Source organism: Variovorax sp. RCC_210 (assembly GCF_041355175.1).
In the GTDB taxonomy this organism is placed as follows: domain Bacteria; phylum Pseudomonadota; class Gammaproteobacteria; order Burkholderiales; family Burkholderiaceae_C; genus Variovorax.
Genome location: NZ_JBFUPJ010000010.1, coordinates 85,684 through 107,927, shown reverse-complemented (window position 1 = coordinate 107,927; position 22,244 = coordinate 85,684). Strand labels below are relative to the sequence as shown.

The 22,244-nt window shown below is 66.7% G+C and carries 21 protein-coding genes and 1 pseudogene; 20 read left to right on the top strand and 2 right to left on the bottom strand.

The window, feature by feature from the left end; translation table 11 throughout:
* The first annotated feature begins 75 nt into the window (after window positions 1-75).
* The 19 genes from scpB to AB6807_RS25235 all read left to right on the top strand — a co-directional run bounded on the left by scpB (window position 76) and on the right by AB6807_RS25235 (window position 19,564).
* Entirely contained in the window at window positions 76-945 is an 870-nt protein-coding gene (scpB, locus tag AB6807_RS25325) for an SMC-Scp complex subunit ScpB (RefSeq protein WP_371086707.1), read from the top strand.
* The gene (locus AB6807_RS25320) at window positions 942-2,846 is read left to right on the top strand and encodes a pseudouridine synthase (RefSeq protein WP_371086706.1); all 1,905 of its coding nucleotides are present in this window, start codon (window positions 942-944) and stop codon (window positions 2,844-2,846) included. Before scpB ends, AB6807_RS25320 begins: the two co-directional genes overlap by 4 nt.
* A 153-nt stretch (window positions 2,847-2,999) precedes the next feature.
* Window positions 3,000-3,425 carry a nucleoside-diphosphate kinase gene (ndk, locus tag AB6807_RS25315; protein WP_116907288.1) on the top strand — a complete coding sequence of 142 codons (426 nt, stop codon included), beginning with the start codon at window positions 3,000-3,002 and terminating at the stop codon, window positions 3,423-3,425.
* A 22-nt stretch (window positions 3,426-3,447) separates the two neighbouring features.
* Entirely contained in the window at window positions 3,448-4,596 is a 1,149-nt protein-coding gene (gene rlmN, locus AB6807_RS25310) for a 23S rRNA (adenine(2503)-C(2))-methyltransferase RlmN (protein ID WP_371086705.1), read from the top strand.
* 4 nt (window positions 4,597-4,600) lie between these two features.
* The gene (gene pilW / locus AB6807_RS25305) at window positions 4,601-5,455 is read left to right on the top strand and encodes a type IV pilus biogenesis/stability protein PilW (protein ID WP_371086704.1); all 855 of its coding nucleotides are present in this window, start codon (window positions 4,601-4,603) and stop codon (window positions 5,453-5,455) included.
* Complete coding sequence (locus tag AB6807_RS25300; protein ID WP_371086703.1) at window positions 5,448-6,398, top strand: helix-turn-helix domain-containing protein; 951 nt, start codon at window positions 5,448-5,450, stop codon at window positions 6,396-6,398. Before pilW ends, AB6807_RS25300 begins: the two co-directional genes overlap by 8 nt.
* A complete protein-coding gene (ispG, locus tag AB6807_RS25295; protein WP_371086702.1) occupies window positions 6,395-7,675 on the top strand; it encodes a flavodoxin-dependent (E)-4-hydroxy-3-methylbut-2-enyl-diphosphate synthase in 1,281 nt (426 codons plus the stop codon). Before AB6807_RS25300 ends, ispG begins: the two co-directional genes overlap by 4 nt.
* Window positions 7,676-7,691: 16 nt before the next feature.
* Window positions 7,692-9,002, top strand: coding sequence for a histidine--tRNA ligase (gene hisS / locus AB6807_RS25290; RefSeq protein WP_371086701.1), 1,311 nt, complete (start codon window positions 7,692-7,694; stop codon window positions 9,000-9,002).
* A 6-nt stretch (window positions 9,003-9,008) separates the two neighbouring features.
* Window positions 9,009-9,701: a tetratricopeptide repeat protein gene (locus AB6807_RS25285; RefSeq protein WP_116907294.1), complete on the top strand. Its 693-nt coding sequence runs from the start codon at window positions 9,009-9,011 to the stop codon at window positions 9,699-9,701.
* A gap of 7 nt (window positions 9,702-9,708) precedes the next feature.
* Window positions 9,709-10,851 (top strand): outer membrane protein assembly factor BamB, encoded by a 1,143-nt coding sequence (bamB, locus tag AB6807_RS25280; RefSeq protein WP_371086700.1) that lies wholly within the window; start codon window positions 9,709-9,711, stop codon window positions 10,849-10,851.
* Between the two features lie 54 nt (window positions 10,852-10,905).
* Window positions 10,906-12,249 (top strand): ribosome biogenesis GTPase Der, encoded by a 1,344-nt coding sequence (gene der / locus AB6807_RS25275; protein ID WP_371086699.1) that lies wholly within the window; start codon window positions 10,906-10,908, stop codon window positions 12,247-12,249.
* 172 nt (window positions 12,250-12,421) lie between these two features.
* Entirely contained in the window at window positions 12,422-12,667 is a 246-nt protein-coding gene (gene hfq, locus AB6807_RS25270) for an RNA chaperone Hfq (protein WP_056582504.1), read from the top strand.
* Window positions 12,668-12,722: 55 nt separating this feature from the next.
* The gene (hflX, locus tag AB6807_RS25265) at window positions 12,723-13,892 is read left to right on the top strand and encodes a GTPase HflX (protein ID WP_371086698.1); all 1,170 of its coding nucleotides are present in this window, start codon (window positions 12,723-12,725) and stop codon (window positions 13,890-13,892) included.
* 74 nt (window positions 13,893-13,966) lie between these two features.
* Window positions 13,967-15,331 (top strand): FtsH protease activity modulator HflK, encoded by a 1,365-nt coding sequence (gene hflK / locus AB6807_RS25260; protein WP_371086697.1) that lies wholly within the window; start codon window positions 13,967-13,969, stop codon window positions 15,329-15,331.
* Between the two features lie 20 nt (window positions 15,332-15,351).
* Window positions 15,352-16,251, top strand: coding sequence for a protease modulator HflC (hflC, locus tag AB6807_RS25255; RefSeq protein WP_116907299.1), 900 nt, complete (start codon window positions 15,352-15,354; stop codon window positions 16,249-16,251).
* A 13-nt stretch (window positions 16,252-16,264) separates the two neighbouring features.
* Window positions 16,265-16,453: a DUF2065 domain-containing protein gene (locus AB6807_RS25250; RefSeq protein WP_371086696.1), complete on the top strand. Its 189-nt coding sequence runs from the start codon at window positions 16,265-16,267 to the stop codon at window positions 16,451-16,453.
* A gap of 44 nt (window positions 16,454-16,497) precedes the next feature.
* A complete protein-coding gene (locus AB6807_RS25245; RefSeq protein ID WP_371086695.1) occupies window positions 16,498-17,667 on the top strand; it encodes an ATP phosphoribosyltransferase regulatory subunit in 1,170 nt (389 codons plus the stop codon).
* A gap of 23 nt (window positions 17,668-17,690) precedes the next feature.
* A complete protein-coding gene (locus AB6807_RS25240) occupies window positions 17,691-19,022 on the top strand; it encodes an adenylosuccinate synthase (RefSeq protein ID WP_116907301.1) in 1,332 nt (443 codons plus the stop codon).
* A 17-nt stretch (window positions 19,023-19,039) separates the two neighbouring features.
* Entirely contained in the window at window positions 19,040-19,564 is a 525-nt protein-coding gene (locus AB6807_RS25235) for a phosphoribosyltransferase (protein ID WP_081269111.1), read from the top strand.
* A gap of 18 nt (window positions 19,565-19,582) precedes the next feature.
* Here the strand turns inward: AB6807_RS25235 and AB6807_RS25230 are convergent, their stop codons facing one another.
* Both AB6807_RS25230 and AB6807_RS25225 read right to left on the bottom strand, forming a co-directional pair.
* Window positions 19,583-20,035, bottom strand: coding sequence for a VOC family protein (locus AB6807_RS25230; protein WP_371086694.1), 453 nt, complete (start codon window positions 20,033-20,035; stop codon window positions 19,583-19,585).
* 117 nt (window positions 20,036-20,152) lie between these two features.
* Window positions 20,153-20,919: pseudogene (locus AB6807_RS25225) on the bottom strand (M48 family metalloprotease).
* A 131-nt stretch (window positions 20,920-21,050) separates the two neighbouring features.
* Here AB6807_RS25225 and AB6807_RS25220 point away from each other — a divergent pair.
* Window positions 21,051-22,244: a PLP-dependent transferase gene (locus AB6807_RS25220; protein WP_371086693.1), complete on the top strand. Its 1,194-nt coding sequence runs from the start codon at window positions 21,051-21,053 to the stop codon at window positions 22,242-22,244.

The following is a 22,244-nucleotide window of genomic DNA, read 5'->3' as shown; positions in this document are numbered from 1 at the left end:
GTGCCTGCAGCGCCTACTCCTTTCATCCTTCTGAACAAGCGTCCCCGAGGCGCCTTTTCCCGGATAACGCGAACCATGAATACGGCGGATGCCAAGCGCATTCTCGAAACCGCCTTGATCTGTTCGAGCCAACCGTTGCCGGTGCGCGATATGCGCGTGCTGTTCGACGACGAGTTGGGTGTGGACACCATCAAGGTGCTGTTGCTTGAATTGCAGGAAGACTGGGCGCAACGCGGCCTGGAGCTTGTGAGCGTGGGCAGCGGCTGGCGCTTTCAGAGCCGGCCGGAGATGCGCGACCACCTCGACCGCCTGCACCCCGAGAAACCGCCGCGCTACACGCGCGCCGCGCTCGAGACGCTGGCCATCATCGCGTACCGCCAGCCGGCCACGCGCGGCGACATGGAAGACATTCGCGGCGTGACGATCAACTCGCTGATCCTGAAGCAGCTCGAGGACCGTGGCTGGGTCGAGGTCATCGGCCACCGCGAGACCGTGGGCCGCCCGGGGCTGTACGCGACCACGCGCCAGTTCCTGGACGACCTGGGCCTGGCCTCGCTCGACCAGCTGCCGCTGATCGAGACGCCCGCACAGCAGGCCGCACTGGTCGATGCGCTGGAGCGTGCCTCGGGCGAGCAGCAGGGCTTGCCGATGGACGCTGCGCCTGAAGTGGTCGATGCCGCTGCGGTGGCAGAAGCTGCGGTGGCGATCGAAGCGGCCCAGGCGCAAGTTGTCGAGGCTGCCGAAGAAGTTGCGTCCGTCGAGCGTACGGAGGCTCTGCCCGTCGAGCCCGAAGCGCCGGCAACAGCCGAGCCCGAACCCGAAACCCTCCAACCCGAAGCGCCGGAGCCTGCGTCCGCTCAAGCCTCGCTACCGGCCCCCGAACCCGATGCCCCGTCCGCGGACGAGGCCGACCCCCACGCTCCTTCCTCCGGAAAAACCTCATGAGCACAAACGACACCGAAGACGCGGCCATGCTGCCTGCCGAACCCGAAGTCAAAAAGAAGAAACGTGCGACCACGCCCAAGAAGGCTGCAGGTGATGCTATCGAATCGGTAGCGCCGGAAGCTGTTGCGTCGGAGTCCGCCGCACCCGTGGAAGCCGAGCCGCCCAAGAAGCCGCGCGCGCCTCGCAAGAAGAAGCCGGTGGCTGAAGAAGCTGCGGTCGTTTCCGAGGCGCCGGCGGTGGTCGATGCGCCCGAAGCCGTCCAGCCCGTGGTGGCCGCGGCTGCGCCTGTCGAAGTGGCGGCGCCGGTCGCTGTCGCTCCCGTGGCCGAACAAGCAGCCCAGCCGGCGCCTGCGCCTGAAGCCCGGCAGCAACCGCAGCCCGAGCAGTCGGACCGCGATGGCGGGGACGACGGGGACAACGGGGACGACGAGGACTACGACGACGAGGAAGAGCCCGACGAGGAAGAAGACGACCTCGATCGCGCCCGCCGCGTCGCCGAGCGCGAGCAACGCAACGCCCTGCCGCCCGAGCCGATCCGCTTCGCCGACGTCATCTCCGGCCAGTTCGATGCCGACGAGGAAAGCCCGGAAGTGCCGCCTCTCAAGCGCGTGCTGCTGCCCGAGGCCGATTCGCCCAAGCTGCACAAGGTGCTGGCGCAGGCGGGCCTGGGTTCACGGCTCGAAATGGAAGCATTGATTCTCCAGGGCCGCATTTCCGTCAACAACGAGCCGGCCCACATCGGCCAGCGCATCCAGTTCGGCGACCAGGTCAAGATCAACGGCAAGCCGATTCGCTTCCGTATCGCGCCGCCGCCGCCGCGCGTCATCGCGTACCACAAGCCCGTGGGCGAAGTGGTGACGCACGACGACCCGCAGAACCGCCCGACCGTGTTCCGCAAGCTGCCGCGCCTGCAACAGGGCAAGTGGCAGTCGGTCGGCCGCCTCGACCTGAACACCGAAGGCCTGCTGCTCTTCAGCAGTTCCGGCGACCTGGCCAACCAGCTCATGCACCCGCGCTTCGGCCTGGAGCGCGAGTACGCGGTGCGCGTGCTGGGCGCGCTCACCACCGAAGAGAAGCACAAGCTGCTCGACGGCGTGCGCCTGGACGACGGCATGGCGCAGTTCGGCACCATCGAAGAGGGCGGCGGCGAAGGCTCCAATTGCTGGTACCGCGTGACCATTTCCGAAGGTCGCAACCGCGAAGTGCGCCGGCTGTTCGAGTCGGTGGGCCATGCGGTCAGCCGGCTCATTCGCATCCGCTACGGCGCGATGGTGCTGCCGCGCGGGCTGAAGCGCGGTGCGTGGATGGAGCTCGACGAGCGCGACATCCGTGCGTTGTTCCAGGCGTCCGGCGGCGCGGCTGCGCGCCCGGCGCCGCAACAGGCGCGAGGCCCCGGCCAGGACGGCGGCGGAAACGGTCGCAATGGCCGCAACAAGAAGCGCCGCGGCAATCGCAACGCGGGTGGTACGGGTGGCGGCCAGCCGCGCGACATGCGTGACGATGGCGGTCGCGAGGCCCCGATTCCGAGCCCGCTGAGCGATGGCCGCCCTCCGCGTGGTGACCGAGGTGACCGTGGTCCCCGGAACAACCGCGGTCCCGGCAATGGCGGGCCTCCGCAAGGCGGCCAGGCCCGTCGTGGGAACGGTGGGAATGGTGGAAATGGCGGCGGTGGTGGAGGCGGCAACGCCGGCAACCGCCAGGGCGGCAATCGCCAGGGCGACGACCGCCAACCGAGCGGCGCCAACCAGCCCGATCCGATGAAGACCTCGCTGGGCTACATCGGCGCCGACAGCTTCTCGCGCCAGCGCAAGGAGCAGCGCGGAGGCCAGGGCCGCCGCAGCGGCGGCGGTGGTTTCGGCGGGCCGGCCGGGCAGGGCGGCGGACGGCGTCGCGGGCGCTGAAAGCCTGCCGCCGCAGCGCGGCCTTTCGCGGGGTTTTCACCATTCCGCAAGGCTGCGCCGGTTAAAATCAGAGGCTTTGTCGACAGGTGACGCAAGCAATGCGTTGCAGTTGTGACAAAACACTTCAAAATCAAAGCTCCAGGAAGCATTTCAATGGCTATCGAACGTACCCTCTCCATCATCAAGCCCGACGCAGTCGCAAAGAACGTCATCGGCAAGATCGTTTCCCGTTTTGAAGCTGCCGGCCTCAAGGTCATCGCCGCCAAGCTGGTGCACCTGTCGCGCAACGAAGCCGAACAGTTCTACGGCGTGCACAAGGAACGTCCCTTCTTCAAGGACCTGGTCGAGTTCATGATCTCGGGCCCCGTGTTCGTGCAAGTGCTCGAAGGCGACAACGCCATCGCCAAGAACCGCGACCTGATGGGCGCCACCGACCCGAAGAAGGCAGCCGCCGGCACCATCCGCGCCGACTTCGCCGACAGCATCGACGCCAACGCCGTGCACGGTTCGGACGCTCCGGAAACCGCAGCGAACGAAATCGCCTTCTTCTTCGCCGGCCTCAACGTCTACGCACGCTGAAGCCCGTATCTCGACCGATTCCATGACCACAGTCAATCTGCTCGACTTCGATCTCGAGGGGGTGGCTGCGTTCTGCGAAAAACTCGGCGAGAAAAAATTCCGCGCCACGCAGTTGTATCGCTGGATCCACCAGCGTGGCGCGAGCGATTTCACCCAGATGACCGATCTGGCGAAGTCGCTGCGAGAAAAGCTCGCGACCACCGCGCGCGTGGAGGCCCTGCCGGTCGTCACGCAGCACGAATCCAAGGACGGCACGATCAAGTGGCTGTTCGACGTCGGCGACGGCAATGCCGTCGAAGCCGTATTCATTCCCGAGGACGACCGCGGCACCCTGTGCGTGTCGTCCCAAGCCGGCTGTGCGGTCGGTTGCCGCTTTTGCTCGACCGGGCATCAGGGCTTCAGCCGCAACCTCGGCACGGGCGAAATCATCGCCCAGCTGTGGTTTGCCGAGCACTTCCTTCGCAAGCACCTCAAGCGCAGCGAGCGCGTCATCTCCAACGTGGTGATGATGGGCATGGGTGAGCCGCTGCAGAACTACTCGGCGCTGGTGCCCGCACTGCGCACCATGCTCGACGACAACGCCTACGGGCTGTCGCGCCGCCGCGTAACGGTGTCGACCTCCGGCGTGGTGCCGATGATCGACCGCCTGGGCACCGATTGCGCCGTGGCCATGGCCGTGTCGCTGCACGCGCCCAACGACGCGCTGCGCGACGACCTGGTGCCGCTCAACCGCAAGTACCCCATCGCCGAGCTGCTCGAAGCCTGCAAGCGCTACCTGGTGCATGCGCCGCGCGACTTCATCACCTTCGAGTACTGCATGCTCGACGGTGTGAACGACCAGCCTGAGCACGCGCGCCAGCTGATCGAGCTCGTGCGCAAGCACGACGTGTCGTGCAAGTTCAACCTGATTCCGTTCAACCCGTTCCCGGCCTCCGGCCTGCTGCGCTCGCCGCAGCCGCGCGTGCTGGCGTTCGCGAAGATGCTGAGCGAAGCAGGGCTGGTGACCACGGTGCGCAAGACGCGCGGCGACGACATCGACGCCGCCTGCGGCCAGCTGGCCGGCGACGTCAAGGACCGCACCCGCGCCGCCGAGCGCATGGCCCAGCGCCGTGCGGCCGAGCGCCCCATCGTTCTGCATCCGACTCGCAAGACCGTTCCCCAGGAGCACTGACCCCATGAGCATGGCCTTTTCGATGACGACCGTGAGCGCGCCGCGGCTGCTTGCCGCGAGCTTTGCCGGCGTCGCCGTGGCGTTTCTGCTCTCGGGCTGCGTGAACACGCGCACCACCACGACCAGCCTGGCCGACAGCAGCTCCGGCAAGGGCGTGGAGATCGTGACCGAGTCCGACGAAAGCTCGCGCCAGCGCCGTGCGCGGCTGCGGATGGAGTTGGCCTCGGGCTATTTCGAGCAGGGCCAGACCACCGTGGCGCTTGACGAGATCAAGCAGGCGCTTGCCGCCGACCCCAACAACGCCGACGCCTACAACCTGCGCGGCCTGGTCTACATGCGACTGGACGACGCCGGGCTGGCGGAAGACAGCTTCCGTCGCGCCATCGCCATCAACCCGCGCGACGCCAATGCGCGCCACAACTACGGCTGGCTCCTGTGCCAGCAGAACCGCTACGGCGACGCCGCGGCGCAGTTCAACGAGGCACTGGCCGTGCCCAGCTACCCCGACCGCGCCAAGACGCTGATGACGCAGGGCGTGTGCGAGCTCAAGGCCGGCCAGCGCGTGCAGGCCGAGCGCAGCCTGATGCAGGCCTACGAAATCGATGCCAGCAACCCGGTGGTCGGCTTCAATCTGGCCTCAGTGCTGGCGCAGCGCGAGGAATGGTCGCGCGCGCAGTTCTACATTCGCCGCGTGAACAACAGCGCGTCGGCCAGCGCCGAGACGCTCGCGCTCGGCATCAAGATCGAACGAAAGCTCAACAACCGCGAAGCCGCCGCGCAGTTGGGTGGTCAATTGCAACGACGCTTCCCCCAGTCGCGGGAGGCAACGGCGTACGAGCGCGGGAATCTCAATGACTGATCGGGTTTCGGAGTTCGGCACTTCTGTGGCACAGGCACTCGAAGAAGGCGACATCACGCACAAGACGGCTGGCGACCTGCTTCGCGAGGCGCGCGAGGCCCACGGCCTGCACATCGAAATGGTGGCCGCCGCGCTCAAGGTGCCGCCGCAGAAACTGCTGGCGCTCGAGGCGGACGACATCGCGTCGCTGCCCGATCCGGTGTTTGCACGTGCCCTGGCCAGCAGCGTCTGCCGCGCATTGCGCATCGACCCGGCGCCGGTGCTGGCCAAGCTGCCCACCACGCAGAAGGTGTCGCTGGCCGAGTCCGACCGCACGCTCAACTCGCGCATCTCGTCGGGCACGCCGCGCTGGAGCGGCAGCAGCAACCGTTCGAGCGGACTGCCGTCGCGTGCATTGCTCACGGTGGTGGTGTTGCTGCTCATCGGCGCGGGCGCGCTGTTCTGGCTGCCCCAGTCGGTGTTCGACCAGATCGGCGCTTCCGTCTCCAGGCTCACCGCGCACAGCGGTTCCGACGCGGGCTCTGGCACCGACGCATCTGCTACCGGCACGGCGCCTGCTGGCGGCGTGACCGCCGAAACCGCTCCCGTGCAGGCCGTGGCGCCCAGTGGACCGGCGGTGCAGTCGCCATCGGCCGCGGCCCCCGTTGCCATGACGCCGGCCGCCGCAGCGTCCGCGCCCACGGCGGCTGCCGAAAGCAGCAGCCAGCAACTCGTTTTCGTGGCGCGTGAAGAATGCTGGGTCACGGTGACCGAGGCCGGCGGCAAGCAGCTGCTGCGCCGCAGCTTGAAGGCCGGCGAAACGCTGGGCCTGTCGGGCACGCTGCCGTTGTCGGTGGTGGTCGGTCGCGCATCGAGCGTCGATGTTCAGGTGCGCGGCCAGCCTTACGATTTGAAGCCCGTCACCAAGAACGGTGGCGTGGCGCGTTTCGAGGTGAAGTCATGACCGACGAGTGCCTGCCCGTTCCCATTGAAGCGGCTGCCCCCAAGGCGCGCCGCTCGCGCCAGGCCAGCGTGACCTGGGGCCCGCGCGTGGTCACGGTGGGCGGCGACGCTCCTGTGCGCGTGCAGTCCATGACCAACACCGACACCGTCGATGCCATCGGCACGGCGATCCAGGTGAAGGAGCTGGCCATCGCCGGCTCCGAGATGGTCCGCATCACCGTCAACACGCCCGAAGCCGCGGCGCAGGTGCCGTACATCCGCGAGCAGCTCGACCGCATGGGCATCGACGTGCCGCTGATCGGCGACTTTCACTACAACGGCCACCGCCTGCTCACCGACTATCCGGCCTGCGCCGAGGCGCTGAGCAAGTACCGCATCAACCCCGGCAACGTGGGCAAGGGCGACAAGAAGGACAAGCAGTTCGGCCAGATGATCGACGCCGCCATGCGCTGGAACAAGCCGGTGCGCATCGGCGTGAACTGGGGCAGCCTCGACCAGGAACTGCTCGCCAGCCTGATGGATACCAACAGCCAGCGCGCCCAGCCGTGGGACGCCAAGCAAGTGATGTACGAGGCGCTGATCACCTCGGCCATCGAGTCCGCCAAGCTGGCCGAGTCGATGGGCATGGCCGGCAACCAGGTCATCCTGTCGTGCAAGGTCAGCGGCGTGCAGGACCTGATCTCGGTCTACCGCGAACTGGCCCGCCGCTGTGACAACCCGCTGCACCTGGGCCTGACCGAGGCCGGCATGGGCACCAAGGGCACGGTGGCTTCGGCCACGGCGCTGTCGATCCTGCTGCAGGAAGGCATCGGCGACACCATTCGCGTGTCGCTCACGCCGCAGCCGGGCGAGTCGCGCACGCAGGAAGTGCTCATTGCCAACGAAATCCTGCAGGCCCTCGGCCTGCGCGTGTTCGTGCCCAGCGTCACGGCCTGCCCGGGCTGCGGCCGCACCACCAGCACCACGTTCCAGGAGCTGGCCAAGCAGATCGACGACTACCTGCGCCTGCAGATGCCGGTCTGGCGCAAGAAGTACCCGGGCGTGGAGACGCTGAAGGTGGCCGTCATGGGCTGCATCGTCAACGGCCCCGGCGAGAGCAAGCACGCGGACATCGGCATCAGCCTGCCCGGCACCGGCGAGGCGCCGGCCGCGCCGGTCTTCATCGACGGCGAAAAGGCCCTTACGCTGCGCGGCGACAATATCGCCAACGAGTTCCATCAACTCGTCGAAACCTACATCGAAAAGCGCTTCGGCGGCGAACACGCTGTCGCGGCCTGACACCTCCGCAGGATCCATGGCTGACAAATTGAATGCCGTCAAGGGCATGAATGACATATTGCCGCCTGAATCGGCGCGCTGGGAGTGGCTCGAGGCCACCGTGCGCGACCTGATGGGGCGCTTTGCATACCGCAACGTGCGCACGCCCATCCTGGAGCACACCGCGCTGTTCGTGCGCGGCATCGGCGAGGTGACGGACATCGTCGAGAAGGAGATGTACGCCTTCGAAGACCGCTCCGACAAGCACGGCCAGTCCGAGCACCTGGCGATGCGGCCCGAGAACACCGCCGGCCTGGTGCGCGCGGTGATCGAGCACAACATGCTCTACGACGGCCCCAAGCGCCTCTGGTACACGGGCCCGATGTTCCGCCGCGAGAAGCCGCAGCGTGGGCGCTATCGGCAGTTCCACCAGATCGGCGCCGAGGCCCTGGGCTTCGCTGGCCCGGATGTGGATGCCGAGCTGATCCTGCTGGCCAGCGCGCTCTGGAAGGTCATCGGCCTGACCGATGTGCGCCTCGAGCTCAACAGCCTGGGCCAGCCCGCCGAGCGTGCGCAGCATCGCGCGCAGCTGATCGCCCACTTCGAGCAGCACGCCGACAAGCTCGACGAGGACGGCAAGCGCCGCCTGCACAGCAACCCGCTGCGCATCCTCGACACGAAGAACCCGGCCATGAAGGACGTGGTCGAGTCGGCGCCGAAGCTGATCGATTTTCTCGGTGCCGAGTCGCTCGCGCACTTCGAGGGGCTGCAAGCCATCCTCAAAGCGAACGACATTGCGTTCACCATCAACCCGCGCCTGGTGCGCGGGCTCGACTACTACAACCTCTCGGTGTTCGAGTTCGTCACCGACCGCCTCGGCGCGCAGGGCACCGTGTGCGCCGGCGGCCGCTACGACGACCTGATCGTGCAGATCGGCGGCAAGCCCGCACCGGCCGTGGGCTGGGCGATGGGCGTGGAGCGCGTGCTCGACCTGCTCAAGGAGCAAGGCGCCAACGTGCCGACGCCGGTGCCTGATGCCTACGCCATCGTGCCCGACGCCGCCTCGATGCCCGTCGTGCTGCGCACGCTGCAGCAGTTGCGCGAAGCCGGTGTGCGCGTGCAGATGCACGGCGCCACCGCCGAAGGCCTCGCCAGCTTCAAGTCACAGATGAAGAAGGCCGACGCCAGCGGTGCCACCCACGCGCTGATCTTCGGCGCCGATGAACTTGCGCGCGGCGAAGTGACTCTGAAAGCGTTGCGCGACGCGAGCGTCCCGCAGACCGCACGGCCTCTCGCAGAAGTGGCCGCCTGGGCCGTCACCCTACAATCGCCGGCTCCCAACACCTGACAGCGCATGGCAACCCATCTCGACCTCGAAGAACAGGAACAGCTCGACCAGCTCAAGCATTTCTGGAACACCTACGGCACCCTGATCACCTGGGCCGTGCTGCTCGTCGCCGGCGCCTTCGTGGCCTGGAACGGCTGGCAGTACTACCAGCGCAGCAAGGCAACGCAGGCCGCAGCCCTTTACGACGAGGTCGAGCGCAGCACGCAGTCCGGCGACGTCGAGCGCATCCAGCGCGTGCTGGGCGACATGAAGGAACGCTTCGCCTCCACCGCCTACGCGCAACAGGCCGGCCTGCTGGTCGCCAAGACGCTGTACGAGAAGGGCAACACCGAAGGCTCGCGCGCCGCGCTCACGTGGGTGGCGCAAAGCGCCGTCGACCCGGGCTACCAGGCCATCGCCAAGCTGCGCCTTGCAGCCGAACTGCTCGACAGCAAGTCGTACGACGATGCGCTCAAGCAGCTCGACGGCAGCGTGCCCAAGGAATTCGAGCCGCTGGTGGCCGACCGCAAGGGCGACATCTACCTGGCGCAGGGCAAGCGCGCCGAGGCGCAAACCGAATACCGCAAGGCCTGGACCGGTCTGGGCGCCACCTCCGACTATCGCCGCCTGGTCGAGATCAAGCTCAACGCGGTCGGCGTCGACCCGAAGAGCCTGGCGCCCGTCGTCACCGTTACCCCCGCAGCCCCCAAAACTCCCTGACCGCATCATGAATTTCAAGCGTTTCATGCCTGAATCGACCGCCCTGCGTGCGGGATCAGCCCTTGTTTTGGTTGCCTTCCTCGCCGCCTGCTCGGGCAGCGCCAAGCCCAAGCCCGAAGAACTCCCGGCGAACCCGGCCCTGGTGGGCGTTCGCCAGGCCTGGACCGTGCGCATTCCGGAGGTGAAGTTTCCGCTGACCACCGACGTCAGCGGCGACATCGTCACCGTGGCCGGCAGCGACGGTACGGTGGTCGCCATCGACGCCCGTGCGGGCCGCGAGACCTGGCGTGCCAGCGTCGGCGCGCCGCTGGCCGCTGGTGTCGGCAGCGACGGCACGCTGGCCGCGGTCGTCACCGCCAACAACGAACTGGTCGCGCTCGAGAACGGCAAGGTGCTGTGGAAGCAGAAGCTCACGGCCCAGGCCTTCACGGCACCGCTGGTGGCAGGCCGCCGCGTGTTCGTGCAAACCGCCGACCGCAGCCTGAGCGCCTGGGACGGCCAGAGCGGCCGCCGCCTCTGGATCCAGCAACGCACCGGTGAAAACCTTGTGCTGCGCAAGTCGGGCGTGCTGATCGCCGTGGGCGACACGCTGGTCGCCGGCATCGGCGGGCGCCTGGTCGGCATCAATCCGGCCAACGGCACTTCGCGCTGGGAGTCGCCCATCGCGGCGCCCCGCGGCACCAACGACGTCGAGCGCCTGGTCGACCTGACCGGCAGCGTGAGCCGCTATGGCGACACGGTCTGCGCACGGGCGTACTACGCCAGCGTGGGCTGCGTCGAGACCGTGCGCGGTTCGCTGGTGTGGAGCAAGCCGGCTTCTGGCGCCGACGGCGTGAGCGGCGACGAGCGCTTCGTGTACGGCACCGAATCCGACGGCAGCGTCGTGGCATGGCGCCGTGCGGACGGCGAACGCGCGTGGCAGATGTCGCGCTTGAAGAACCGCGTGCTGACCGCACCGCTGGCCGTGGGGCGCTCGCTGATCATCGGCGAAGGCACCGGCACGCTGCATTTCGTGTCGCGCGAAGACGGTGCGCTGCTCAACCGCGTCACGCCCGATGGCTCCGCCATCACCGTCACGCCGGTGCTGACCGGCAACACGGTCGTGGTCGTGACTGCCAAGGGTGGCGTGTTTGGCTATCGCCCTGAATAACTTTTACTTTTTGCAAGGCCCGATCATGAAAACCGCGCCATCGAAAGGCCGGCCATGAAGCCGGTCGTGGCCCTGGTCGGGCGGCCCAATGTTGGCAAGTCGACCCTCTTCAACCGCCTGACGCAGACGCGCGACGCCATCGTCGCCGACTTCGCCGGCCTTACGCGCGACCGCCACTACGGCAATGGTCGCCTTGGCAAGCACGAGTTCATCGTCATCGACACCGGTGGCTTCGAGCCCGACGCCGGCAGCGGCATCTACAAGGAAATGGCCAAGCAGACGCGGCAGGCCGTGGCCGAGGCCGATGTGGTGATCTTCGTGGTCGATGCCCGCGAAGGCCTCTCCGCGCAGGACCACGACATCGCCAACGAGCTGCGCCGCCTGGGCAAGCCCTGCGTGCTGGCGGCCAACAAGGCCGAGGGCATGCACGACGGCACCAAGCTCGTGGACTTCTACGAACTCGGTTTCGGCGACGTCTACGGCGTGTCGGCGGCGCACGGGCAGGGCATGCGTGACCTGGTCGAACTGGCGCTCGCGCCGCTGAACCTGGCCGACCCGGAAGACGATGCCGACGAAGACGACGTCAACAAGCCCATCAAGCTGGCCGTCGCCGGCCGGCCCAACGTGGGCAAGTCGACGCTGATCAACACCTGGCTGGGCGAAGAGCGCCTGGTGGCCTTCGACATGCCTGGCACCACGCGCGACGCCATTTCGGTGCCGTTCGAGCGCAACGGTCAACGCTTCGAACTGATCGACACGGCCGGCCTGCGTCGCAAGGGCAAGGTGTTCGAAGCCATCGAGAAGTTCTCGGTGGTCAAAACGCTGCAGGCCATCGAGTCGGCCAACGTCGTGCTGCTGCTGCTGGATGCCACGCAAGGCGTGACCGACCAGGACGCGCACATCGCGGGCTACATCCTCGAGAGCGGACGCGCCGTGGTGATCGCCATCAACAAGTGGGACGCGGTCGACAGCTACCAGCGCGAGCAGATCCAGCGGCAGATCGAGACACGGTTGCCGTTCTTGAAGTTCGCGGCGCTGCATTTCATCTCGGCCATCAAGCGCCAGGGCCTGGGTCCGGTGTGGCAGGCGATTGCGCAGGCCCACAAGTCGGCCACCCGCAAGATGTCGACACCGGTGCTGACCCGGCTGCTGCTGGAGGCGGTGCAGTTCCAGGCGCCCAAGCGCGGCGGCATGTACCGTCCCAAGCTGCGCTATGCGCACCAGGGGGGCATGAACCCGCCGGTGATCGTGATCCACGGCAATTCGCTCGAACATGTGACCGAGGCGTACAAGCGCTTCCTTGAAGGGCGCTTCCGCAAGGAGTTCGACCTGGTGGGCACGCCGCTGCGCATCCAGTTCAAGAGCTCCGCGAATCCGTTCGCCGACAAGGACGATTGACTGCGCTGCGGGTCTTGGCTGCTGATGGCGGCCAATGACTTGCTGCTGTCATGGAAGTTCCGCCTTTTGAGAGACGTTATTTTCTCAAGGCTTTACGCCCTGGTTGCTGCAGCGCGGAAACCCTGTGTTAAGGTCATCTCTCCAACAACTACTCTTGAACACGGAGAATATCGTGAGCAATAAAGGGCAACTTCTGCAAGACCCGTTTCTGAACACTTTGCGTCGCGAGCATGTGCCGGTTTCCATTTATTTGGTGAACGGTATCAAGCTGCAAGGCCAGATCGAGTCTTTTGACCAGTACGTCGTGTTGCTTCGCAACACGGTGACACAAATGGTCTACAAGCACGCCATTTCCACCATCGTGCCGGGTCGTGCCGTCAACTTCTCGGCCAACGAGAACGACGACGCTGCTGCCTGATCGCGCGGAGCGCGGCGGCCCCGGCTGCCGCGCTTTTTCCCAATTCTGATCCCGCTTGTCTGAACTGATCCCCCGCCAGGAAGGCGCCGCCGTTCTCGTCGGCGTCGATTTCGGGCTGCCCCATTTCGACAGCGAACTCGAGGAACTCGGCCTGCTCGCGCAGACCGCGGGCCTCACGCCTGTCGCCCGTCTCGCGTGCAAGCGCAAGGCCCCCGACGCCGCATTGTTCGTTGGCAGCGGCAAGGCCGAAGAAATCAAAGAGCTGGCTGCCCTGCACAGGGCCAGCGAAGTCATCTTCGACCAGTCCCTGAGCCCCGCGCAGCAGCGCAACCTCGAGCGACAGCTCGATGTTGCCGTCTACGACCGCACTTTCCTCATCCTCGAAATCTTCGCCCAACGCGCGCGTTCGCACGAAGGCAAGCTGCAGGTAGAGCTCGCCCGGCTGCAGTACCTCAGCACGCGCCTTGTTCGCCGTTGGTCCCACCTGGAGCGCCAGACCGGCGGTGCGGGTGTGCGCGGCGGCCCGGGCGAAAAGCAGATCGAGCTTGACCGCCGCATGATCAACGAGTCGATCAAGCGCACGCGCGAGCGCCTCGCCAAGGTGCAGAAGCAGCGGGGCACGCAGCGCCGCCAGCGCGAGCGCCGCGAGACCTTCAACATCTCGCTGGTGGGCTACACCAACGCGGGCAAGTCGTCGTTGTTCAATGCGTTGGTGAAGGCCCGCGCCTATGCGGCCGACCAGCTGTTCGCCACGCTCGACACCACCACGCGCAACCTCTACCTGGGCGACGCGCGGCGCCAGGTGTCCATTTCCGACACGGTGGGCTTCATCCGCGACCTGCCTCACGGGCTGGTCGACGCCTTCAAGGCGACGCTGCAGGAGGCGGTCGATGCCGACCTGCTGCTGCATGTGATCGATGCCGCCAACCCCCACTACCCCGAGCAGATGGCCGAGGTGCAGTCGGTGCTGCGGGACATCGGGGCGGACGCGGTTCCGCAGCTTCTTGTATTCAACAAGCTCGACGCCCTTGAAAGCGCGCAGCATCCGCTGCATCTGCAGGACGAGATGGAAATCGACGGCGTGCAGGTTCCTCGCATCTTCCTCAGCGCCAGGAGCGGGGAGGGCGTGCCGCTGCTGCGCGCCGAACTCGCCCGGCAGTCGGGCTCCGTAGCCGATACGATGACCCCTGAGGCGGACGCTGAATTGCACGATTCCGCCGATTGATTGGGCACAATCCCGCCACTGACAAGAGAACGAAGCGAATGAATTCAAAGCCAGCGTGGAGAGGGTTTCTGGGCATGTTCAATCTGAACGATGGCCGATGGGGTCGCGGCGACGAGCCGTCCTCCAACGGTGATCGCCCGGCCGGCAATCGGCCCCCCGATGCCAATCCTCCAGGCGCCCCGACCCCGCCGCCTTCGGGCAACAACAACGACAACCGCCCCCGCGGACAAGGCCCCAACCAAGGCCCCCCCGACCTCGACGAACTCTGGCGCGACCTCAATCGCAAGCTCGGTGGATTCTTCGGTGGCAAGGGCGGCGGCAACCGCCCCAACGGCGGCAGCAGCGGCGGTGGCGGCAATGGCTACAAACCCGACATGAAAAACGCAGGATTCGGCCTCGGCCTCGTGGCTGCCGTGGCGATCCTGATCTGGCTCGGCACCGGCTTCTTCATCGTGAACGAAGGCCAGCAGGCCGTGGTTACGCAGTTCGGCCGCTACAAGTCGACCGTGAACGCGGGCTTCAACTGGCGCCTGCCTTATCCGATCCAGCGCCACGAAGTGGTGGTGACCACGCAGATCCGCTCCACCGACGTCGGCCGCGATGCCATCGTGCGCTCCACCGGCCTGCGTGAATCGGCGATGCTGACCGAAGACGAGAACATCGTTGAGATCAAGTTCGCCGTGCAGTACCGCCTGAGCGATGCGCGCGCCTGGCTCTACGAGAGCAAGGCACCCGCCGAAACCGTCGTTCAGGTGGCTGAAACCGCCGTGCGCGAAGTGGTCGGCAAGATGAAAATGGACGCCGCGCTCGCCGAAGAACGCGACCAGATCGCACCGCGCGTGCGCACGCTGATGCAGACCATCCTGGACCGCTACAAGGTCGGTGTCGAGGTGGTCGGCATCAACCTGCAACAAGGCGGTGTGCGTCCGCCCGAGCAGGTGCAGGCCGCGTTCGACGACGTGCTCAAGGCCGGCCAGGAACGCGAGCGCGCCAAGAATGAAGCCCAGGCTTACGCCAACAACGTGGTGCCCCTGGCCACCGGTACCTCTTCGCGCCTGAAGGAAGAGTCCGAGGCGTACAAGGCGCGGATCGTGGCGCAGGCGCAAGGTGATGCAGGCCGCTTCAGCGCCGTGCTCGCCGAGTACCAGAAGGCCCCGCAGGTGACGCGCGACCGCATGTACACCGACGCCATGCAGCAGATCTACGCCAGCACCACGAAGGTGCTGGTCGACAGCAAGCAGGGTTCCAACCTGCTCTACCTGCCGCTCGACAAGCTCATGCAGATGGGCGGCAACAGCGCAGCGGCCACGCCGGTCGATGCGGCCAGCCCGAACGTCGCCGGCACCGCGCCGGCCCAGTCCTCGGTGATTCCCGTGGCCCCCGTGACCGGTGACGTGCGTGCCCGCGACGGCCGCTCGCGCGACCGCGACGTGCGCTGAAGAACAAGGACTAGAAGAACATGAACAGAATCGGACTCATCGCCTCGTCGATCCTCGTCTTGCTCGTGCTGCTGAGCTCGACCCTCTTCGTGGTCGACCAGCGCCAGTTCGGCGTGGTGTACGCCCTCGGCCAGATCAAGCAGGTCATCACCGAGCCGGGCCTTAACTTCAAGCTGCCGCCGCCGTTCCAGAACGTGTCGTACATTGACAAGCGCCTGCTGACGCTGTCCAGCCTCGACACCGAACCCATGCTGACCGCCGAAAAGCAGCGCGTGGTGATCGACTGGTACGTGCGCTGGCGCATCAGCGATCCGCAGGCCTACATCCGCAACGTCGGCCTCGACGAGAACGCGGGCGCCATGCAGTTGAACCGCGTGGTGCGCAATGCGTTCCAGGAAAACATCAACAAGCGCACCGTGCGCGACCTGATCTCGGTGCGCCGCGAGGCCCTGATGGCCGACGTGCAGCGTGAAGTGCTCGCCGTGGTAAAGGGCGCCAAGCCCTGGGGCGTGGACGTGGTCGACGTGCGCATCACGCGTGTGGACTATGTGGAAGCGATTACCGAATCGGTCTATCGCCGCATGGAAGCCGAGCGCAAGCGCGTGGCCAACGAGCTGCGCTCCACCGGTACGGCCGAAGGCGAAAAGATCCGAGCCGACGCTGATCGCCAGCGCGAAGTGATCGTGGCGAATGCCTACCGCGATGCGCAGAAGATCAAGGGCGAGGGCGATGCGCAGGCCGCAGCGGCCTATGCCGACGCGTTCGGCCGCGACCCGCAGTTCGCGCAGTTCTACCGCAGCCTCGACGCCTACAAGCAGAGCTTCAACAAGAAGAGCGACGTGATGGTGCTCGACCCGTCGTCGGACTTCTTCCGCGCCATGCAAGGCTCGGGATCGGGCGCCAGCGCACCTCGCCGCTGATTCGCCAGGAGCCGTGAGCGCCGACACTTTCTGGAGCGCGCTGGCGCTCGTCCTGGTGATCGAAGGCATCCTGCCTTTCGTCTCGCCAGGAGGGTGGCGGCGCGGCTTCGGGCAGCTCATGCAGCTGCGCGACGGCCAGCTTCGTTTCTTTGGACTTTGCAGCGTCCTGCTGGGTTTGGCACTGCTCTGGGTCTTGGGGTAGCGCGGTCCCGGTAGAATCCCGGTTTAACCACGCCCCCGATCCCCATGTCCGCCTGGGTCCTCCCGGATCACATTGCCGATGTGCTGCCTTCCGAGGCGCGCCACATCGAAGAACTTCGACGCCAGCTGCTCGATACCGCCCGTGGCTATGGCTACGAGCTGGTGATGCCGCCGCTGCTCGAGCATCTCGAGTCGCTGCTTTCGGGCACCGGCGAGGCGCTCGACCTTCAAACCTTCAAGCTTGTCGACCAGCTCTCCGGCCGCAGCATGGGCCTTCGCGCCGACACCACCCCCCAGGTGGCGCGCATCGATGCCCATCTGCTGAACCGCGACGGCGTGGCCCGCCTGTGCTACTGCGGCCCGGTGCTCCACACCCGGCCCGACCGGCCGCATGCGACCCGCGAGCCGCTGCAGTTCGGCGCCGAAATCTATGGCCATGCCGGCCTCGAGGCCGACACCGAGACCCTGCTGCTGGCGCTCGACTGCCTGCAGGCCGCAGGCCTGGACGAGGGTGTGATCGTCGACCTGGCCGATGCCCGCATCGTGCGTGCGCTGTTCGAAGGCGTACCCATCGACGCCGCCGGCTTGGCCCGCGTGCACGCCGCACTGGCCGCCAAGGACGCGAGCGAACTCGATTCGCTCACCAAGAATTTCCCCGCCGCGGCCCGTGACGGCCTGCGCGCGCTGGTCCAGTTGTACGGCGATGCGTCGGTGCTCGACGAGGCCGCCAAGGCCTTGAAGGGCACGCCGGCCGTGGCCGCCGCACTGGCCGACCTGAAGCAACTCGCCGCCGGCCTGCAAGGCGTCGACGGTGTGAAGGGCCGCGAGATCAGTTTCGACCTGGCCGACTTGCGCGGCTACGCGTACTACAGCGGCATGCGCTTCGGCATCTATGTGCCCGGCGCGGCCGACTCGCTGGTGCGCGGCGGCCGCTACGACGAGGTGGGCGCCGTGTTCGGTCGCAACCGCCCGGCCGTCGGCTTCAGCCTCGACGTGCGCGAGCTGGTCGGCGTGCTGCCGGCGCGGCCGCTGCGCGCGGCCATTCGCGCGCCATGGAGCGACGCGGCAGGCCTGCGTCAGGCGATTGCCCAATTGCGCAAGGCCGGCGAAACGGTAGTCTGCGTGCTGCCGGGCCACGGCAGCGAAATCGATGAATTCCACTGCGACCGCGAGCTCGTCGAGCAAGCGGGCCAGTGGAATGTCCGAGCGATCTGAATTTTTGAAGTAATGGAACGAGCATGAGCGTAACCACCGGAAGAAACGTGGTCGTCGTCGGTACCCAATGGGGCGACGAAGGCAAAGGCAAGCTGGTCGACTGGCTGACGGAGAGCGCCCAGGGCGTGGTCCGTTTCCAGGGCGGCCACAACGCGGGCCACACGCTGGTCATCAACGGTGTGAAAACCGCGTTGCACCTGATCCCGAGCGGCATCATGCGCCCCGGCGTCAAGTGCTACATCGGCAACGGCGTGGTGCTGTCCGCCGCCAAGCTCTTCGAGGAAATCGAAGGGCTGGAAAAGGCCGGCGTCGAGGTGCGTTCGCGCCTGCGCATCAGCGAGGCCTGCCCGCTGATCCTGCCGTTCCACGCCGCGCTGGACATCGCCCGCGAGGCCTACCGCGAAAAGGGTGGCATCGAGAAGATCGGCACGACCGGCCGCGGCATCGGCCCGGCCTACGAAGACAAGATCGCGCGCCGCGCACTGCGCGTGCAGGACCTGAAGCACCCCGAGCGTTTCGCGGCCAAGCTGCGCGTGCTGCTCGACCTGCACAACCACGTGCTGACGCAGGTGCTGAGCGCTCCGGCCATCGACTTCGACGAAGTGTTCGACGAAGCCATGAAGCATGCCGAACTGCTCAAGCCCATGATGGCCGACGTGTCGCGCGAGCTGAACGACGCCCACAAGAACGGCGCCAACCTGCTGTTCGAAGGCGCACAGGGCACGCTGCTCGATGTGGACCATGGCACCTACCCGTACGTGACCTCCAGCAACTGCGTGGCCGGCAATGCCGCCGCCGGTTCGGGCGTGGGCCCGGGCATGCTGCACTACATCCTGGGCATCACGAAGGCCTACTGCACCCGCGTGGGCGGCGGTCCGTTCCCCACCGAGCTCGACTGGGCCACGCCCGGCACCGCGGGCTATCACATGAGCACCGTGGGCGCCGAAAAGGGCGTGACCACCGGCCGCAGCCGCCGTTGCGGCTGGTTCGACGCCGCGCTGCTCAAGCGCTCGGCGCAGGTCAACGGCCTGTCGGGCCTGTGCATCACCAAGCTCGACGTGCTCGACGGACTCGAGAAGCTCGAGCTGTGCACCGGCTACGAGCTGGATGGCGAAATCACCGACATCCTGCCGATGGGCGCGGACGAGATCGAGCGTTGCACGCCGATCTACGAAACCCTCGAAGGCTGGACCGAAAGCACCGTCGGCGTCACGCAATACGACAAGCTGCCCGTCAACGCGCGCCTGTACCTGCAGCGCATCGAGCAAGTCACCGGCGTGCCGATCCACATGGTGTCGACCAGCCCCGACCGCGATCACACGATCATGATGCGCCACCCCTACCTGGCCGACTGAAGAGGAACCCCACACCCATGTTGACCGAAGACGGCAAACATCTCTACGTCAGCTACGACGAGTACCACAACCTGATCGAGAAGCTCGCGATCAAGGTGCACCAGTCGGGCTGGCAGTTCGACACCATCCTGTGCCTGGCACGTGGCGGCATGCGCCCCGGCGACGTGCTTTCGCGCATCTTCGACAAGCCGCTGGCCATCATGTCGACCAGCTCGTACCGCGCCGACGCAGGCACGGTGCAGGGCCACCTCGACATCGCGCGCTTCATAACCACGCCCAAGGGCGAGATCGCCGGACGCGTACTGCTGGTGGACGACCTGGCCGATTCGGGCCACACGCTGCACGCCGTGATGGACATGCTGCGCAACAACTACCCGCCCATCACCGAGCTGCGCAGCGCCGTGATCTGGACCAAGGCGCTGTCGACCTTCACGCCCGACTACCAGGTCGAATTTCTGGCCACCAACCCGTGGATCCACCAGCCTTTCGAAGGCTATGACTCGATGGGCGCCGAGAAGCTCATCGAGAAGTGGTCGGTCTGACGACGCACTCCCGCCGGGTCATCCGGCGGGGTTGAGCAGCATGGCGGTATAGCGCCGCTGCATTTCCTCCGGCGTCAGCGTCTCGATGCTGTGCCCCACGTTCCAGCGATGGCCGAAGGGGTCGCGAAAGACGCCGGATCGCTCCCCATAGAACTGGTCTTGCGGCGCCATGTCCAGCGTGGCGCCGGCGGCCACTGCGCGCGCCACCACCGCATCGGCATCGTCCACATGCAGGTGCAGCGTGACGGCCGTGCCGCCCAGCGTCTTCGCGCTGCGGATGTCGTATTCGGCAAACTCGTCCGACAGCATCAGGATCGCGCCGTTGTGAAAGTCCAGCTCCGCGTGGCCGATGCGCCCGCTGGGCTCGGTCAGGCGAAAGATCTCCTTCACCTCGAACACCTTGCAATAGAAATCGATGGCTGCGCCCGCGTCGTGGACGCAGAGGTACGGAAACAACTCGTGGATTGCCATGAGGGTTGCCTTTCGCTGTCGAAGAGGAACGAGGCCCGAGGATGACGCAAACAATGCGGGGCGGCAACCAGGAGCGACCTGATTGCCGCCCCGCATCGGGCGCGAGGCCTGCGCCAGTTACTTGCCCGAGTCGATGCGTTTCTGCATCCGGGCCGCGCGGTCCGCGGAAGCGGGGTGCGAGCTGAGCATCGAACTGCTGCTGCTGCCGCCGCTGAGCTTGCCCAGTTTCTGGAACGCGGTGACCAGGCCTTCGCGCTTGAGCTTCTGCTGCGTCAGCAGGTCGAAGGCATAGTTGTCGGCATCGCTTTCCTGCGACTGCGAGAACTGGGCGTTGACGAGCTTCTCGGCAAAGTCGCCGAGCTGCGACGATGAAAGCGTCGTTGCCGCCGCATTGCCGCTGGCGCCGGCCAGTCCACGCACCGCCGATGCGGCGTACGCGGTCTGCATGGCCTTCTTGCTGTGGCCGAGCGCCACATGGCCGATTTCGTGGCCGATAACGCCACGCCACGCAACTCGTCATCGTTCATCAGGTCTATCAGGCCGCTGTACACGCGGATGCAGCCGTTGCCCATGGCCCATGCATTCACGTCTTTGGTGAGGTAGACCTTGTAGCTCGCCGGTTGGCCGTTGATGGTGTTGGGCAGCCCCTGGCGCACGCGTTCGAGGCGCTTGCCGTAGGCATCGGTGGGTGCTGCGATCTTCGACTTGGCGTCGATGGCCGCGCACGACTGGTTCGCCAAGGCCTGCACATCGCTGTCGGTGAGCGACATGGCCTTGAAGGCGTTGCCGCCCGCGCCGGCCAGGCCGGCGGAGTCGATGTTCTTCACGCCGCCGCACGCACACAAGGCCGCGGCGGCTGTCATGGAAATCAAGAAATGACGCATTGGAAATCCTCCCTTTTTGTTGGAAGGGCGACTCTAGCGGCCATGAAAAGCACCGCGCTTCCATCACTTCGCAGCGGCGCAAAGAAAGTCACGTTCGGGCTCGGTTCCTTGTGCCGCGCTAGCATCGGCACATGAGCAAGCCTTCGACGCAACTGATCCACCACCCCTACACCCCGCCCGCCACCTTTTCCGCGCCGCAGCCCGGCGTGTTCAAGGCGTCGACCGTGTTCTTCGCCGACGTGGCCGCCATGCGCGCGCGCGACTGGAAGACCAAGGCCGGCTACACCTACGGCCTGCACGGCACGCCCACCACCTTCACGCTCGAGGAGCGCCTGGCCACGCTCGAAGGCGGCACCGAATGCCTGCTGGTGCCCAGCGGCCTCGCGGCCATCGCGCTGGTGGCCTTCGCCTTCCTGAAGACCGGCGACGAGGTGCTCATTCCCGACAACGCCTACGGCCCCAACAAGGCATTGGCCACGGGCGAGCTGGCCAACTTCGGCATCACGCACCGCATGTACGACGCCATGAACCCGGCCGACCTCGCGGCCAAGCTGTCGGAGCGCACGCGGCTGGTGTGGGTCGAGGCGGCGGGCTCGGTGACGATGGAGTTTCCCGACCTGCCGGCGCTGGTGGGCCTGTGCCGCGCGCGCGGCGTGATGACGGCACTGGACAACACCTGGGGCGCAGGCCTGGCCTTCGCGCCCTTCGACTTCAACGGCACGGGGCAGGGCGTGGACATCTCGGTGCACGCGCTCACCAAGTACCCCAGCGGTGGCGGCGATGTGCTGATGGGCAGCGTGGTCACGCGCGACGAGCGGCTGCACCGCGCGCTCAAGCTCACGCACATGCGCATGGGCTACGGCATCGGCGTGGGCGACGTCGAGACGCTGCTGCGCTCGCTGCCGAGCATCTCGCTGCGCTACGCCGCGCACGACCGCGCGGCGCGCGAACTGGCCGGCTGGCTCAACGGCTGCGAGGAAATTGCGCAGGTGCTGCACCCCGCGCTCGAAGACTCGCCGGGCCATGTGCACTGGCGCGCACTGTGCGGCGAGACCGACCTGGCCGCGGGCCTGTTCTCGGTGGTGTTCGACGCGCGCTACAGCACCGAGCAGGTCGACCGTTTCTGCGACAGCCTGAAGCTGTTCCGCCTGGGCTACTCGTGGGGTGGCCCCATCAGCCTCGTGGTGCCCTACGACATCGGGCTGATGCGCGATGCCACCGTGGCGCGCTGGCCCTACAAGGGCACGCTCGTTCGTTTTTCGATCGGCCTGGAGGACGTGGGCGACCTGCGCGCCGATCTGCAGCAGGCGCTGGCGCGTATGTAA